General features: G+C 50.4%; 13 protein-coding genes. 9 read left to right on the forward strand and 4 right to left on the reverse strand.

What is annotated here, in order from left to right; genetic code table 11:
- Window positions 1-219: 219 nt before the first annotated feature.
- A complete protein-coding gene (gene tdk, locus ACLD4K_RS01275) occupies window positions 220-837 on the forward strand; it encodes a thymidine kinase (RefSeq protein WP_000068097.1) in 618 nt (205 codons plus the stop codon).
- 196 nt (window positions 838-1,033) lie between these two features.
- On the opposite strand, the gene adhE is transcribed toward tdk, so the two are convergent.
- Window positions 1,034-3,712: a bifunctional acetaldehyde-CoA/alcohol dehydrogenase gene (gene adhE / locus ACLD4K_RS01280; RefSeq protein WP_411011252.1), complete on the reverse strand. Its 2,679-nt coding sequence runs from the start codon at window positions 3,710-3,712 to the stop codon at window positions 1,034-1,036.
- Between the two features lie 476 nt (window positions 3,713-4,188).
- Here adhE and ACLD4K_RS01285 point away from each other — a divergent pair, with 476 nt between their 5' ends.
- The 7 genes from ACLD4K_RS01285 to ACLD4K_RS01315 all read left to right on the forward strand — a co-directional run bounded on the left by ACLD4K_RS01285 (window position 4,189) and on the right by ACLD4K_RS01315 (window position 12,121).
- A complete protein-coding gene (locus tag ACLD4K_RS01285; RefSeq protein WP_000615840.1) occupies window positions 4,189-4,836 on the forward strand; it encodes a YchE family NAAT transporter in 648 nt (215 codons plus the stop codon).
- A 777-nt stretch (window positions 4,837-5,613) separates the two neighbouring features.
- Window positions 5,614-7,245, forward strand: a complete 1,632-nt coding sequence (gene oppA / locus ACLD4K_RS01290) for an oligopeptide ABC transporter substrate-binding protein OppA (protein ID WP_001527794.1) — start codon at window positions 5,614-5,616, stop codon at window positions 7,243-7,245.
- Between the two features lie 122 nt (window positions 7,246-7,367).
- Complete coding sequence (oppB, locus tag ACLD4K_RS01295) at window positions 7,368-8,288, forward strand: oligopeptide ABC transporter permease OppB (protein WP_000911097.1); 921 nt, start codon at window positions 7,368-7,370, stop codon at window positions 8,286-8,288.
- A gap of 14 nt (window positions 8,289-8,302) precedes the next feature.
- Complete coding sequence (gene oppC, locus ACLD4K_RS01300; protein WP_000979653.1) at window positions 8,303-9,211, forward strand: oligopeptide ABC transporter permease OppC; 909 nt, start codon at window positions 8,303-8,305, stop codon at window positions 9,209-9,211.
- 11 nt (window positions 9,212-9,222) lie between these two features.
- Window positions 9,223-10,236 (forward strand): ABC transporter ATP-binding protein, encoded by a 1,014-nt coding sequence (locus ACLD4K_RS01305; protein ID WP_411011253.1) that lies wholly within the window; start codon window positions 9,223-9,225, stop codon window positions 10,234-10,236.
- Window positions 10,233-11,237 carry a murein tripeptide/oligopeptide ABC transporter ATP-binding protein OppF gene (oppF, locus tag ACLD4K_RS01310; protein WP_000994696.1) on the forward strand — a complete coding sequence of 335 codons (1,005 nt, stop codon included), beginning with the start codon at window positions 10,233-10,235 and terminating at the stop codon, window positions 11,235-11,237. Before ACLD4K_RS01305 ends, oppF begins: the two co-directional genes overlap by 4 nt.
- Window positions 11,238-11,284: 47 nt before the next feature.
- Entirely contained in the window at window positions 11,285-12,121 is an 837-nt protein-coding gene (locus ACLD4K_RS01315; protein WP_000059074.1) for an ion transporter, read from the forward strand.
- Between the two features lie 47 nt (window positions 12,122-12,168).
- On the opposite strand, the gene ACLD4K_RS01320 is transcribed toward ACLD4K_RS01315, so the two are convergent.
- Together ACLD4K_RS01320 and cls are read right to left on the reverse strand one after the other, a co-directional pair.
- A complete protein-coding gene (locus ACLD4K_RS01320; RefSeq protein ID WP_000425070.1) occupies window positions 12,169-12,498 on the reverse strand; it encodes an HI1450 family dsDNA-mimic protein in 330 nt (109 codons plus the stop codon).
- A 33-nt stretch (window positions 12,499-12,531) separates the two neighbouring features.
- A complete protein-coding gene (cls, locus tag ACLD4K_RS01325; RefSeq protein WP_000206886.1) occupies window positions 12,532-13,992 on the reverse strand; it encodes a cardiolipin synthase in 1,461 nt (486 codons plus the stop codon).
- A gap of 142 nt (window positions 13,993-14,134) precedes the next feature.
- Here cls and ACLD4K_RS01330 point away from each other — a divergent pair, with 142 nt between their 5' ends.
- On the forward strand, window positions 14,135-14,308 hold the full coding sequence (locus ACLD4K_RS01330; RefSeq protein ID WP_001531561.1) for a YciY family protein: 174 nt from the start codon (window positions 14,135-14,137) through the stop codon (window positions 14,306-14,308).
- Between the two features lie 43 nt (window positions 14,309-14,351).
- Here ACLD4K_RS01330 and ACLD4K_RS01335 read toward each other — a convergent pair whose 3' ends face one another.
- Complete coding sequence (locus ACLD4K_RS01335; protein WP_411011254.1) at window positions 14,352-14,648, reverse strand: YciI family protein; 297 nt, start codon at window positions 14,646-14,648, stop codon at window positions 14,352-14,354.
- Between the last annotated feature and the right edge of the window lie 40 nt (window positions 14,649-14,688).

Genomic DNA, 14,688 nt, shown 5'->3' on the forward strand with positions numbered 1-14,688 from the left:
CTCCCGGCAGATTTGTCGTTCACCCCAGTCACATAGTTATCTATGCTCCTGGGGATTCACTCCCTTGCCGCCTTTAAGCAACTCGAATTATTTTGGGTATAGTGAGCGATGTTTGCACAATTCTTAATACTCACCGGAGCGCGAGCCGCGCCGTCGCGTCGGTAAATTATGGTACAATCCCGCCAATCTTTATTTCACTCAGGTGAGGTCCTGCGACCAATGGCACAGCTATATTTCTACTATTCGGCAATGAATGCGGGTAAGTCGACTGCACTGCTGCAATCTTCATACAATTATCAGGAACGCGGGATGCGTACCGTCGTATATACGGCGGAAATCGACGATCGTTTCGGCGCAGGCAAAGTCAGCTCTCGTATCGGTTTGTCGTCGCCGGCAAAATTGTTTAACCAAAATACATCCTTGTTTGAAGAGATTCGTGCCGAGAGCGCGCGGCAGACAATACATTGCGTGTTAGTCGACGAAAGCCAGTTTTTGACTCGCCAGCAGGTTTATCAATTATCCGAGGTTGTCGACAAATTAGATATTCCAGTACTTTGCTATGGGCTACGAACAGACTTTCGTGGGGAGCTCTTTGTCGGCAGCCAATACTTGCTGGCATGGTCAGATAAGCTGGTGGAATTAAAAACTATCTGTTTCTGCGGTCGTAAAGCCAGTATGGTTCTGCGCCTCGATCAGGACGGCAGGCCTTATAATGAAGGCGAACAGGTGGTTATTGGCGGGAATGAACGCTACGTTTCAGTTTGCCGTAAGCATTATAAGGACGCGCTGGAGGAGGGCTCACTGACGGCGATTCAGGAGCGTCATCGGCACATATGATACCTGAGGTAAAGATCGGCTTATAAAACGCCCTGTAGCACTTTGGACGTCATTATTCAGGCCTCATGACGAAGGGCGTGCCGTGAGCGCGTAGGCCAGATGATAAGCATAGCGCCTTCAGGCATCAGATAAACAGGTAAAACAAAAAACGGCCTCAATTGAGGCCGTTATTGGTCATGCTAAAGCAGATAACGAATTAAGCGGATTTTTTCGCTTTCTTCTCTGCTTTCGGTGCGGCAACGACGTCTTTCTTCGCTGCAACTTCACCTTCGGTGAAATCACGACCGTAGTAGGTATCCAGCAGAATCTGTTTCAGTTCGGAGATCAGCGGATAACGCGGGTTAGCGCCGGTGCACTGGTCATCGAAGGCATCTTCAGACAGTTTGTCAACGTGTGCCAGGAAGTCAGCTTCCTGTACGCCTGCTTCACGGATAGACTTAGGAATGCCCAGCTCAGCTTTAATGCTTTCCAGCCATGCCAGCAGTTTTTCAATCTTAGCGGCGGTACGGTCGCCCGGCGCGCTCAGGCCCAGGTGGTCAGCAATTTCAGCGTAACGACGGCGTGCCTGCGGACGATCGTACTGGCTGAAAGCGGTCTGCTTGGTCGGGTTGTCATTCGCGTTGTAGCGGATAACGTTACAAATCAGCAGGGCGTTCGCCAGACCGTGCGGAATGTGGAACTGAGAGCCCAGTTTGTGCGCCATGGAGTGACATACACCGAGGAAGGCGTTGGCAAACGCGATACCGGCGATAGTCGCCGCACTGTGAACACGTTCACGCGCAACCGGGTTTTTAGACCCTTCGTGGTAAGACGCCGGCAGGTTTTCTTTCAGCAGTTTCAGAGCCTGCAGAGCCTGACCGTCAGAGAACTCAGAAGCCAGTACGGAAACGTAAGCTTCCAGGGCGTGAGTAACGGCATCCAGACCACCGAACGCACACAGGGACTTCGGCATATCCATCACCAGGTTGGCATCGACAATCGCCATATCCGGGGTCAGGGCATAGTCAGCCAGCGGATATTTCTGACCGGTTGCATCGTCGGTCACAACCGCAAACGGTGTGACTTCAGAACCAGTACCGGAAGTGGTGGTGACGGCGATCATTTTCGCTTTCACGCCCATTTTCGGGAACTTGTAGATACGTTTACGGATGTCCATAAAGCGCAGCGCCAGTTCTTCGAAGTGGGTTTCCGGATGTTCGTACATGACCCACATGATTTTCGCGGCGTCCATCGGAGAACCACCGCCCAGCGCGATGATCACGTCTGGTTTGAAGGAGTTAGCCAGCTCAGCGCCTTTGCGAACAACGGTAAGAGTCGGGTCGGCTTCAACTTCGAAGAAGACTTCGGTTTCAACACCCGCCGCTTTCAGCACAGAGGTGATCTGGTCTGCGTAGCCGTTGTTGAACAGGAAGCGGTCAGTCACGATGAGCGCACGTTTGTGGCCATCAGTAATCACTTCATCCAGCGCGATGGGCAGAGAGCCACGGCGGAAGTAGATAGATTTCGGAAGTTTGTGCCACAACATGTTTTCAGCTCGCTTAGCAACGGTTTTCTTGTTGATCAGGTGTTTCGGACCAACGTTTTCAGAGATGGAGTTACCACCCCAGGAACCACAACCCAACGTCAGGGAAGGTGCGAGTTTGAAGTTGTACAGGTCGCCGATACCACCCTGAGAGGCCGGGGTGTTGATCAGGATACGCGCGGTTTTCATCATCTGACCGAAGTAAGCAACGCGTTCTGGCTGGTTATCCTGGTCAGTGTACAGGCAAGAGGTGTGACCGATACCGCCCATTGCGACCAGTTTTTCTGCTTTTTCTACCGCTTCTTCGAAATCTTTCGCACGATACATCGCCAGAGTCGGAGACAGTTTTTCGTGTGCGAACGGTTCGCTTTCGTCAACGACCGTAACTTCACCGATCAGAATCTTGGTGGTTTCTGGTACGGAGAAGCCTGCCAGTTCAGCGATTTTGTAGGCTGGCTGACCGACGATAGCGGCGTTCAGAGCGCCATTTTTCAGGATAACGTTTTGAACCGCTTTCAGCTCCTGGCCCTGCAGCATGTAGCCGCCGTGGCTGGCGAATCGTTCGCGAACGGCATCATAGACGGAATCAACAACGACAACAGACTGTTCAGAAGCACAGATTACGCCGTTATCGAAGGTTTTAGACATCAGAACAGACGCCACAGCGCGTTTGATATCCGCGGTTTCGTCGATAACAACAGGGGTATTACCTGCGCCTACGCCGATAGCCGGTTTACCGGAGCTGTATGCTGCTTTAACCATGCCCGGACCGCCAGTGGCGAGGATCAGGTTAATATCCGGGTGGTGCATCAGCGCATTAGACAGTTCTACGGAAGGTTGATCGATCCAGCCAATCAGATCTTTCGGCGCGCCGGCAGCGATAGCTGCTTGCAGAACGATATCTGCCGCTTTGTTGGTTGCCTCTTTAGCGCGCGGATGCGGAGAAAAGATGATGGCGTTACGGGTCTTCAGGCTAATCAGCGATTTGAAGATGGCGGTAGAGGTTGGGTTAGTGGTTGGAACGATACCGCAAATAATGCCGATAGGTTCAGCAATGGTGATGGTCCCGAAGGTGTCGTCTTCAGACAGCACGCCGCAGGTTTTTTCATCTTTATAAGCATTGTAAATATATTCAGAAGCGAAGTGGTTTTTAATCACTTTATCTTCGATGATACCCATACCGGATTCGGCGACGGCCATTTTGGCCAGCGGAATGCGGGCATCAGCGGCGGCCAGAGCGGCGGCGCGGAAGATTTTGTCGACCTGTTCTTGAGTGAAACTGGCATATTCACGCTGGGCTTTTTTTACACGCTCTACGAGTGCGTTAAGTTCAGCGACATTAGTAACAGCCATAATGCTCTCCTGATAATGTTAAACTTTTTTAGTAAATCATCTGCGCGATACGTGAGTATAGACAGATCGACGATACTTTGTATAAATGCCTGAAATTCAGGTGGTTACTTAACGTCCGTTTCGCTCTGATTTACTAAAAGAGCTTCTGCGTTAGTATCATTTAACTCTAACGCGTTACGTCCAGGTGGCGTAAGCAAGATTACTCACTTCTGAGTAGCGATTGTGTGATCTAAATCAAGATTACGCAAAGCTGACACCTTTCAGCAGGCCATTTTAGCCTTTTATGTAAATTGTTAAGAAATCGTTGTCATGAAGAGTAAGTGGATTAGCATAACGAGTACATATAAATAACAGCGATGAATGGATGAAATTAGGTGTAGATAAGAGGTGAACTATGCGAATAAAAGGCGTATCTTCTGCGCGTTTTGATCATTAACGAACATTGACTTCATCCGGCTAACGCTTCGGAGCTAACCGTGATTCAACCGCTTTTTGATTTTCCTGTTTACTTTAAGTTTTTTATCGGGCTCTTTGCGCTGGTTAACCCGGTGGGGATTATTCCCGTTTTCATCAGCATGACCAGCTACCAGACGGCCACGGCGCGTAATAAAACTAACCTCACCGCGAATCTGTCGGTCGCGATTATCTTGTGGAGTTCCTTATTCCTCGGAGATGGCATCCTGCAGTTGTTTGGTATTTCTATTGATTCGTTCAGAATTGCGGGCGGTATCCTGGTTGTCACCATTGCAATGTCGATGATCAGCGGGAAGCTGGGGGAAGATAAACAAAACAAGCAAGAAAAGTCAGAGACGGCCATACGCGAGAGCATTGGCGTTGTGCCGTTAGCGCTGCCGTTAATGGCGGGGCCAGGGGCGATTAGCTCCACTATCGTCTGGGGGACGCGTTATCACAGCATCGCGCATTTGCTTGGTTTTTCAGTTGCTATTGCGCTTTTTGCGCTTTGCTGCTGGGGCGTGTTCCGTATGGCGCCGTGGCTGGTTCGTTTGCTGGGGCAAACCGGTATCAACGTTATTACCCGAATCATGGGGCTGTTGTTAATGGCGCTCGGCATCGAATTTATTGTCACAGGAATAAAAGGTATTTTCCCCGGCTTGCTCAACTAAACTCCCACCTGTTGATTTACAGGCGGCGCCCTAAGGGGGCCGCCTTGTGACATTCCCAGTGACATTCCCACGTAACACTTCTTACTTTGATAAGCATTCAGCGTTTTAATGATAAAAAATACTAATATAATCTAACGATATTTATTTTTATTAATCAATCTATTATCAACATTACTGAGTCGGTGAGATGCGGTAGGTCTGTTATTTTATTCACACCATACTCTGGGGCTTGATGAAGGATTATTGAAATGTTATTAGTTGTTTCAGCTCCATCGTAGATGAATGTGCTAAATAATGAGCATTTGTTAAATGTGTGTGTGTTTTATGGCGCAGGCATATCCTACAGAGTGACAAAGAGATGCTTTTCTGGCAACTCATTGATGAAAAACAATAAATTGAATTTTTTAACATTCTTTAACTGTTTTTCTGGGCAGGAAATTTTCCATAAAAGAGAATTGGTTAACAAAATTGTAAAATGAATTGGCGGTTCAGAAACGCATTTGATACTTTTCGGCCAAACATTTTGCAGAAGATTTCACATTGTTGATAACTATTTTCATTTAGATGGTTGACAGAAGTAACGTGCGACGTGGGCAGGTACGTCGTATACCGAATCGACGAAAGGCGATCGAACGAATCGTCAGAAAATAAATAAAGTCGGTGATAGCAAAAGCAGTGACAGACCTGGCAGTACACCACCAGTGCTGTACAGGAACCCTGACGGGATTAAACAGGCTGGTAAAAACCAGTAATTATAATGAGTGGAGTACAAACACAATGTCTAACATCACGAAAAAAAGTTTGATTGCAGCGGGAATACTCACTGCGCTCATCGCCGCCAGCGCCGCGACTGCGGCAGACGTGCCCGCCGGCGTTCAGTTAGCCGACAAGCAAACGTTGGTACGTAATAATGGATCAGAAGTGCAGTCTCTCGACCCGCATAAAATTGAAGGCGTGCCGGAATCGAACGTCAGCCGTGACCTCTTCGAAGGCTTATTAATTAGTGATGTCGAGGGGCATCCTTCACCGGGCGTCGCGGAGAAATGGGAAAATAAAGATTTTAAAGTCTGGACATTCCATCTACGTGAAAATGCGAAATGGTCAGATGGTACGCCCGTCACCGCCCATGATTTCGTTTATAGCTGGCAACGCCTGGCCGATCCTAATACGGCATCGCCGTACGCCAGCTATCTGCAATACGGTCATATCGCTAATATCGATGACATTATCGCCGGTAAAAAACCCGCCACCGATCTGGGGGTAAAAGCGCTTGATGATCACACCTTTGAAGTGACCTTAAGTGAGCCGGTGCCTTATTTCTACAAATTGTTGGTCCACCCTTCAGTGTCTCCTGTACCGAAATCAGCGGTCGAAAAATTTGGCGATAAATGGACGCAACCGGCCAATATTGTCACTAACGGCGCTTATAAGTTAAAAAACTGGGTGGTGAACGAACGTATCGTGCTGGAGCGTAACCCGCAATACTGGGATAACGACAAAACCGTCATCAATCAGGTAACTTATTTGCCTATCTCTTCGGAGGTGACGGATGTCAACCGCTACCGCAGCGGCGAGATCGATATGACTTATAACAATATGCCGATCGAATTATTCCAGAAACTGAAGAAAGAGATCCCGAATGAAGTTCGCGTAGACCCTTATTTGTGTACCTATTATTACGAAATTAATAATCAAAAAGCGCCATTTAACGATGTCCGCGTGCGTACCGCGCTGAAACTGGCGTTAGATCGCGACATTATTGTTAATAAGGTTAAAAATCAGGGCGATTTACCCGCTTATAGCTACACGCCGCCATATACCGATGGCGCAAAACTGGTAGAGCCTGAGTGGTTCAAATGGTCCCAGCAAAAGCGTAATGAAGAAGCGAAGAAATTGTTGGCTGAAGCCGGCTTTACGGCGGATAAGCCCTTAACATTCGACCTGCTGTATAACACCTCCGATCTGCATAAAAAACTGGCCATTGCCGTGGCGTCTATCTGGAAGAAAAATCTGGGCGTCAATGTGAATCTGGAGAATCAGGAATGGAAAACCTTCCTGGATACCCGTCATCAGGGCACCTTTGATGTTGCCAGAGCCGGGTGGTGCGCAGATTATAATGAACCGACCTCGTTCCTGAATACTATGTTGTCCGACAGTTCAAATAACACCGCGCATTATAAGAGCCCGGCGTTTGATAAGCTGATTGCCGACACGCTGAAAGTGGCGGACGATACACAGCGCAGCGAACTGTACGCTAAAGCGGAGCAGCAGTTAGATAAAGACTCGGCTATTGTGCCGGTGTATTACTACGTTAACGCGCGCCTGGTGAAACCCTGGGTGGGCGGGTATACCGGTAAAGACCCGCTGGATAATATTTATGTGAAAAACTTATATATTATCAAACATTAATGGCAAGACATGGGACAACTGCGGTTGTCCCATGGTGTCTTTTTTCATCGCACTATAACTTTCCCTGGCGGATCTGTTTGTCACGTCCGGGAAGTAAAGGCACAGGCCAGAAGGTACGGGCAATGTTGAAATTTATTTTACGCCGCTGTCTGGAAGCGATTCCGACGCTGTTTATTCTTATTACCATCTCTTTCTTTATGATGCGCCTCGCGCCGGGGAGTCCTTTTACCGGCGAGCGCGCATTGCCGCCGGAAGTGCTGGCCAATATTGAAGCAAAATATCATCTGAACGATCCCATCATGACGCAGTACTTCAGCTACCTGAAGCAGCTGGCGCATGGCGATTTTGGACCATCGTTTAAATACAAAGATTACACGGTCAACGATCTGGTTGCCGCCAGCTTCCCCGTTTCGGCGAAACTTGGCGCTGCCGCTTTTTTGCTGGCGGTCATTATTGGTGTCAGCGCTGGCGTGATTGCCGCGCTAAAGCAAAATACGCGATGGGATTATACGGTGATGGGATTTGCCATGACCGGCGTCGTTATCCCCAGTTTTGTGGTAGCGCCGCTACTGGTGATGGTCTTTGCGATAACCTTGCAATGGCTGCCTGGCGGCGGCTGGAACGGCGGGGCGTTAAAATTTATGATCCTGCCGATGGTCGCGCTTTCACTGGCCTATATTGCCAGCATCGCTCGTATTACACGCGGCTCGATGATTGAAGTTCTGCATTCGAACTTTATTCGTACCGCGCGGGCAAAAGGATTACCGATGCGCAGAATCATCTTCCGCCATGCGTTAAAACCTGCGCTGCTGCCGGTTTTATCCTATATGGGGCCAGCCTTTGTCGGCATTATTACCGGCTCAATGGTGATTGAAACGATTTATGGCTTACCGGGCATTGGGCAGCTTTTCGTTAATGGCGCGCTCAACCGCGATTACTCGCTGGTGTTAAGTTTGACCATTCTAGTCGGGGCGCTGACCATATTATTTAACGCCATTGTCGATGTGCTCTATGCCGTTATCGACCCGAAAATTCGCTATTGATACTGGAGCTCGCGATGATGTTAAGTAAGAAAAACAGCGAGACGCTGGAAAATTTCAGTGAAAAGCTGGAGGTGGAAGGCCGCAGCCTTTGGCAAGATGCCCGTCGGCGCTTTATGCATAACCGTGCGGCGGTGGCTAGTCTTATTGTCCTGTTTCTGATAGCCCTGTTCGTGACAGTAGCGCCTATGCTGTCGCAATTTACCTATTTCGATACCGACTGGGGCATGATGTCCAGCGCGCCGGATATGGCGTCCGGCCACTATTTCGGCACTGACTCTTCCGGGCGCGATCTGTTGGTGCGCGTTGCCATCGGCGGGCGTATCTCATTGATGGTCGGGATTGCCGCCGCGCTGGTGGCGGTCATTGTCGGAACGCTGTATGGCTCGCTGTCCGGGTATCTGGGCGGCAAAATTGATTCTGTGATGATGCGTTTGTTGGAGATCCTCAACTCGTTCCCGTTTATGTTCTTTGTGATTTTGCTGGTGACGTTTTTTGGGCAGAACATTCTGTTGATTTTCGTCGCCATCGGCATGGTCTCCTGGCTTGATATGGCGCGTATCGTGCGTGGCCAAACCCTAAGTCTTAAACGTAAAGAGTTCATCGAAGCCGCGCAGGTGGGTGGTGTGTCGACCGCCAGCATTGTGATCCGCCATATTGTGCCTAACGTCCTGGGCGTAGTAGTAGTGTATGCATCGTTGCTGGTGCCCAGCATGATTCTGTTTGAGTCTTTCCTCAGTTTCCTGGGGCTTGGGACGCAGGAACCGTTAAGCAGTTGGGGAGCGTTGTTGAGCGATGGCGCAAATTCAATGGAAGTCTCACCGTGGCTGCTGCTGTTTCCGGCTGGCTTTCTCGTGGTGACGTTATTCTGTTTTAACTTTATTGGCGATGGCCTGCGTGATGCCCTCGACCCGAAAGATCGTTAAGGAGTACAGCCATGAGCTTATCAGAAACCGCAAGCGCGACTCAGGCGCAGCAACCGGCGAATGTACTGCTGGAGGTAAACGATCTTCGTGTTACGTTCGCTACGCCTGATGGCGATGTGACGGCGGTCAACGATCTGAACTTTACGCTTCGCGCTGGAGAAACGTTAGGTATTGTTGGCGAGTCTGGATCGGGGAAATCGCAAACGGCGTTCGCATTAATGGGACTGCTGGCGACGAATGGTCGAATCGGCGGTTCTGCGACCTTTAACGGACGTGAAATTCTTAATCTACCTGAGCGCGAACTGAATACGCTGCGCGCAGAACAGATTTCGATGATTTTTCAGGACCCGATGACCTCGCTAAATCCTTATATGCGTGTTGGGGAGCAGTTAATGGAAGTCCTGATGCTGCATAAAGGAATGAGCAAAGCGGAAGCTTTTGAAGAGTCCGTCAGAATGCTGGATGCCGTAAAAATGCCGGAAGCGCGCAAACGGATGAAAATGTACCCGCACGAATTTTCCGGCGGAATGCGTCAACGTGTGATGATTGCGATGGCGCTGTTGTGCAGGCCGAAACTGCTTATTGCCGATGAGCCTACCACCGCGCTTGATGTTACCGTGCAGGCGCAGATTATGACCTTGCTTAATGAGCTAAAGCGCGAATTTAATACCGCCATTATCATGATTACCCACGATCTGGGCGTGGTCGCGGGTATTTGCGATAAGGTCCTGGTAATGTATGCCGGGCGTACCATGGAATACGGTAAGGCGCGCGATGTCTTTTATCAGCCCGTTCATCCGTATTCGATAGGCCTGCTTAATGCGGTGCCACGTCTGGATAGCGAGGGGGCTGAAATGCTGACGATTCCGGGCAATCCTCCCAATTTATTGCGTTTGCCTACAGGTTGTCCGTTCCAGCCGCGTTGTCCTCATGCGATGGAGATCTGCAATAATGCGCCGCCACTTGAAGCGTTCAGTCCTGGTCGTTTGCGCGCCTGTTTTAAACCGGTGGAGGAACTGCTATGAATGCTGTGATTGAACAACGTAAAGTTCTCCTCGAAATCGCCGATCTGAAAGTCCATTTTGATATCAAAGAAGGGAAGCAGTGGTTCTGGCAACCGCCGAAAACCCTGAAAGCGGTGGACGGCGTTACGCTACGCCTGTATGAAGGCGAAACGCTGGGCGTGGTGGGCGAATCCGGCTGCGGCAAGTCGACGTTTGCACGCGCCATTATTGGTCTGGTGAAGGCGACAGACGGTAAAGTCGCCTGGCTGGGAAAAGATCTGTTGGGCATGAAAGCGGATGAGTGGCGCGAGGTGCGCAGCGATATCCAGATGATTTTCCAGGACCCGCTGGCGTCACTCAACCCGCGAATGACGATTGGCGAAATTATCGCTGAACCGCTGCGCACTTATCATCCTAAGCTTTCGCGCCAGGACGTGCGTGACCGCGTGAAAGCCATGATGCTGAAAGTGGGGCTGTTGCCGAACCTCATCAACCGTTATCCCCATGAGTTTTCCGGGGGGCAGTGCCAGCGCATCGGTATCGCCAGGGCGTTGATCCTGGAACCTAAGCTCATTATTTGCGATGAGCCGGTGTCGGCGCTGGACGTTTCTATTCAGGCGCAGGTAGTGAATTTGCTCCAGCAGTTACAGCGAGAGATGGGGCTGTCGTTGATTTTTATTGCGCACGACCTGGCGGTCGTAAAGCACATATCCGATCGTGTCCTGGTGATGTATCTCGGTCATGCAGTAGAATTGGGCACCTATGATGAGGTGTACCATAATCCACTGCATCCTTATACCAAAGCGCTGATGTCGGCGGTACCGATTCCCGATCCCGATCTGGAGCGAAATAAGAAGATACAATTGCTGGAGGGCGAATTACCTTCGCCCATTAACCCGCCTTCCGGCTGCGTGTTCCGTACACGCTGTCCGATAGCCGGGCCAGAATGCGCGCAAACGCGACCGGTGCTGGAAGGGAGTTTTCGCCATGCCGTTTCCTGCCTTAAAGTAGACCCGTTATAATCGCAAGGGCTGACAATTCGTCAGCCCTTCTTTTAGGTGAGGTTACCGTGTCACTTTCTTTGTCGTCGGTTCGCCGTCGTCTTTATCATAATCTGTTCGATTTGACTACGCGCTCAGGTCGCCGTTTTGAAGGGTTATGCGCGCTGTTTGCGCTGCTTAGCGTACTGGTCATTTTTGTTGAATCAGGCGTAGGAACGGAATATCACCTGACATTTGATGAATGGCATATTTTTGTCTGGCTGGAGCTCTGCGTTACCCTGATATTTACCGGTGAATACTTGCTCAGACTGTTTAGCTGGCCCGAACCGGCAAAATACGTTTTTAGTTTCTGGGGATTTATTGATCTGGTGACGATTTTGCCGCTGTACGTCATGTGGCTGTGGCCGGAAATTAGCCTGAACTATATGTTTGCCTGGCGTGCTATGCGAGCGATTCGCGTGCTGCGTATTCTTAAACTGCTACGCTTTATGCCATCCCTGCGCGTATTCTGGAGCGCCATTATTAGCGCGCGTCATCAGCTTATTCTGTTCTATTCATTTATTGCGATCGTGATGATTATTTTCGGTGCCCTGATGTATCTTATTGAAGGACCGAAATATGGCTTCACGACGCTTAATGCCTCGGTGTATTGGGCGATAGTGACAGTCACAACCGTGGGGTACGGTGATATTACGCCGCATACGCCGCTGGGACGCATTGTCGCGTCGGTGCTTATTTTGATTGGCTATTCGGTGATTGCAATTCCTACAGGACTGATTACCACGCACATGAGCAGCGCGTTTCAAAAACGTCACTGGCAGCGAAAATGTCCGCAGTGCCAGCAAAGCCAGCATGAACATAGCGCGCAATATTGTAACCGATGCGGCAGTAAGCTACCGGATTAAACAGGCTTGCCGGAGGGCGCAATCAAACGCCATCCGGCCTGAACCGCTTATTCGCGCCAGAGAATATGGCACAGCTTGTGGTCCTTTTCCCGGCACAGCAGAACGCGGGCGAAAATGTCGTTAATTTCGCCGTCTTCGGTATCCGCCAGGCCAATCACCACCTCGGCAAAAAAGTCTGGATTCAGGTCAAAATCGACGTGCTCTTGCCAGTCTTCAGCGGGATCAAATAACTCCGCGCCGCCGCGCTCCTCGAATTGCAAATTGAACAGAATGATATCAGCCGGATCAAGATTATCCGCCGCCAGCTCAAGAAAAATATCGTAAGCCTGCTCAAGCGTTTCGTCTTCAGTCAGGCGATTGTTCAGATCCATTTCCATAGTGACTACCTGTTTACTCATGTTGGTCACGTTTTACAGCAATGGACTAAAGAAGTAAAACAATCGCTCGGTAATACGCTGCCATAGCGGACGTTTTACCCACAAACGCGCATCTAACAGGCGGGAGCGCGAAATATAATCGTCCTGTACCGCAGCCAGATCGGCGCCGAAACCCGTATCATCAATGACCAGCGTAATCTCGAAATTAAGCCACAGGCTACGCATGTCGAGATTCACGGTACCGACCAGGCTCAGTTCGCCATCGACCAGCACGCTTTTAGTATGTAACAGCCCGCCTTCGAACTGATAGATTTTCACGCCCGCCGCCAGTAACTCGCTGAAAAAGGCGCGACTGGCCCAGCCGACGAGCAGTGAATCGTTTTTACGGGGCAGGATAATACTGACATCCACGCCGCGCTGCGCAGCGGTACAAATGGCGTGCAGCAGATCGTCGCTGGGGACGAAATATGGCGTGGTCATAATTAAATATTCGCGCGCAGCATAGGTGGCGGTTAATAGTGCCTGGTGAATGAGATCTTCCGGAAAACCAGGACCGGAAGCAATGGTATGAATGGTATGCCCGCTGGCCTGCTCAAACGGCATAATATTCACGTCCGGCGGGGGAGGCAGAATGCGTTTACCCGTCTCGATTTCCCAATCGCAGGAGTAAACAATCCCCATTGCTGTCGCCACGGGGCCCTCCATCCGCGCCATCAAATCGACCCATTGTCCAACGCCGGCATCCTGTTTGAAAAAACGCGGGTCCACCATATTCATACTGCCGGTATAGGCGATGTAATTGTCAATCATCACCATTTTACGGTGCTGGCGAAGATCCATACGGCGTAAAAAGACGCGCATCAGATTCACCTTCAGCGCCTCTACGACTTCAATGCCAGCGTTACGCATCATGGCCGCCCAGGGGCTGCGGAAGAAAGCGACGCTACCCGCGGAGTCCAGCATAAGCCGGCAGTGGATGCCGCGGCGGGCGGCGGCCATTAACGATTCAGCGACCTGATCCGCCATGCCGCCTGGCTGCCAGATGTAAAACACCATTTCGATATTATGCCGCGCCAGTTGGATATCGCGAATAAGCGCCTGCATGACATCATCGGAGTCGGTAAGCAATTGCAACTGGTTGCCTTTGACGCCCGCAATCCCCTGACGTCGTTCGCACAGCTTAAACAAGGACGATGCGACGCTACTGTTTTCTTGCGCGAAAATGTGTTTGCAGGCTTTGAGGTCATTCAACCATTTGGCAGTAGACGGCCACATGGCGCGGGCACGCTCGGCGCGACGTTTGCCTAAATGCAATTCGCCCACGGACAAATAGGCGATGATCCCGACCAGCGGAAGGATATAGATGATTAACAACCAGGCCATTGCGGAGGGAACTGCGCGCCGTTTCATTAGAATACGTAATGTGACGCCGGCAATGAGAACCCAGTATCCCAAAATGACCAGCCAACTCACCACGGTGTAGAAGGTTGTCATAACTTTAAAAATCCTTTAGAAAGCGTGTTGTTAAGAGTTTACGCGTCAGGATTCACATGGCAAATAAAAACACGGGAAAAGCGCTGGTCTGCATCCGGCGAGGGGGTATAATAGCGCTCCTGTTACAGTGAGAGTCGTAAACATGAAGCGTAGTAGAACGGAAGTGGGGCGCTGGCGAATGCTACGTCAGGCGAGCCGCCGTAAAGCGCGTTGGCTTGAAGGGCAATCACGCCGTAATATGCGTATCCATACCATCAGGAAATGCATCTTTAATCGTCAGCGTAATTCATTACTCTTTGCGATTCACGGTGTGTGAGCCAGTAAGGGCACCGTATGCGGTGCCCAACAGGCCATCCTCTTTAAAAGATCTTCTTATATGGTTTGACCGAAACCTGCGCATAGACGCCCGCTGCGACGTAGGGGTCCGCATCAGCCCAGGATTGCGCTGCTTCTAAAGATTCAAATTCAGCAATCACCGTTGACCCGGTAAATCCGGCTATCCCAGGATCGTTACTGTCCACAGCGGGCATCGGCCCGGCAGTTAATAATCGCCCTTCATCATGCAGAAGTTGCAGGCGCGCCAGATGCGCGGGCCGTACCGAGAGGCGTTTTTCAAGCGAGTTGGCATTATCCTGAGCGTAAATAACATACAGCACGGGTAGAGCTCCTTAATCGGTAAAAGTTGCTGATTACGTT

Origin of the sequence: Salmonella sp. 741265055_HSA, from assembly GCF_046569525.1 — a bacterium.
In the GTDB taxonomy this organism is placed as follows: Bacteria; Pseudomonadota; Gammaproteobacteria; order Enterobacterales; family Enterobacteriaceae; genus Salmonella; species Salmonella enterica.

Excerpts from the sequence above, each read along its gene's own strand:
- ACLD4K_RS01305 (WP_411011253.1), top strand. The coding sequence starts at position 9,223 with ATGAGCTTATCAGAAACCGCAAGCGCGACTCAGGCGCAGCAACCGGCG.
- cls (WP_000206886.1), bottom strand. The coding sequence starts at position 13,992 with ATGACAACCTTCTACACCGTGGTGAGTTGGCTGGTCATTTTGGGATAC.
- oppB (WP_000911097.1), top strand. The coding sequence starts at position 7,368 with ATGTTGAAATTTATTTTACGCCGCTGTCTGGAAGCGATTCCGACGCTG.
- tdk (WP_000068097.1), top strand. The coding sequence starts at position 220 with ATGGCACAGCTATATTTCTACTATTCGGCAATGAATGCGGGTAAGTCG.
- oppC (WP_000979653.1), top strand. The coding sequence starts at position 8,303 with ATGATGTTAAGTAAGAAAAACAGCGAGACGCTGGAAAATTTCAGTGAA.
- ACLD4K_RS01320 (WP_000425070.1), bottom strand. The coding sequence starts at position 12,498 with ATGGAAATGGATCTGAACAATCGCCTGACTGAAGACGAAACGCTTGAG.
- adhE (WP_411011252.1), bottom strand. The coding sequence starts at position 3,712 with ATGGCTGTTACTAATGTCGCTGAACTTAACGCACTCGTAGAGCGTGTA.
- oppA (WP_001527794.1), top strand. The coding sequence starts at position 5,614 with ATGTCTAACATCACGAAAAAAAGTTTGATTGCAGCGGGAATACTCACT.
- ACLD4K_RS01330 (WP_001531561.1), top strand. The coding sequence starts at position 14,135 with ATGAAGCGTAGTAGAACGGAAGTGGGGCGCTGGCGAATGCTACGTCAG.
- oppF (WP_000994696.1), top strand. The coding sequence starts at position 10,233 with ATGAATGCTGTGATTGAACAACGTAAAGTTCTCCTCGAAATCGCCGAT.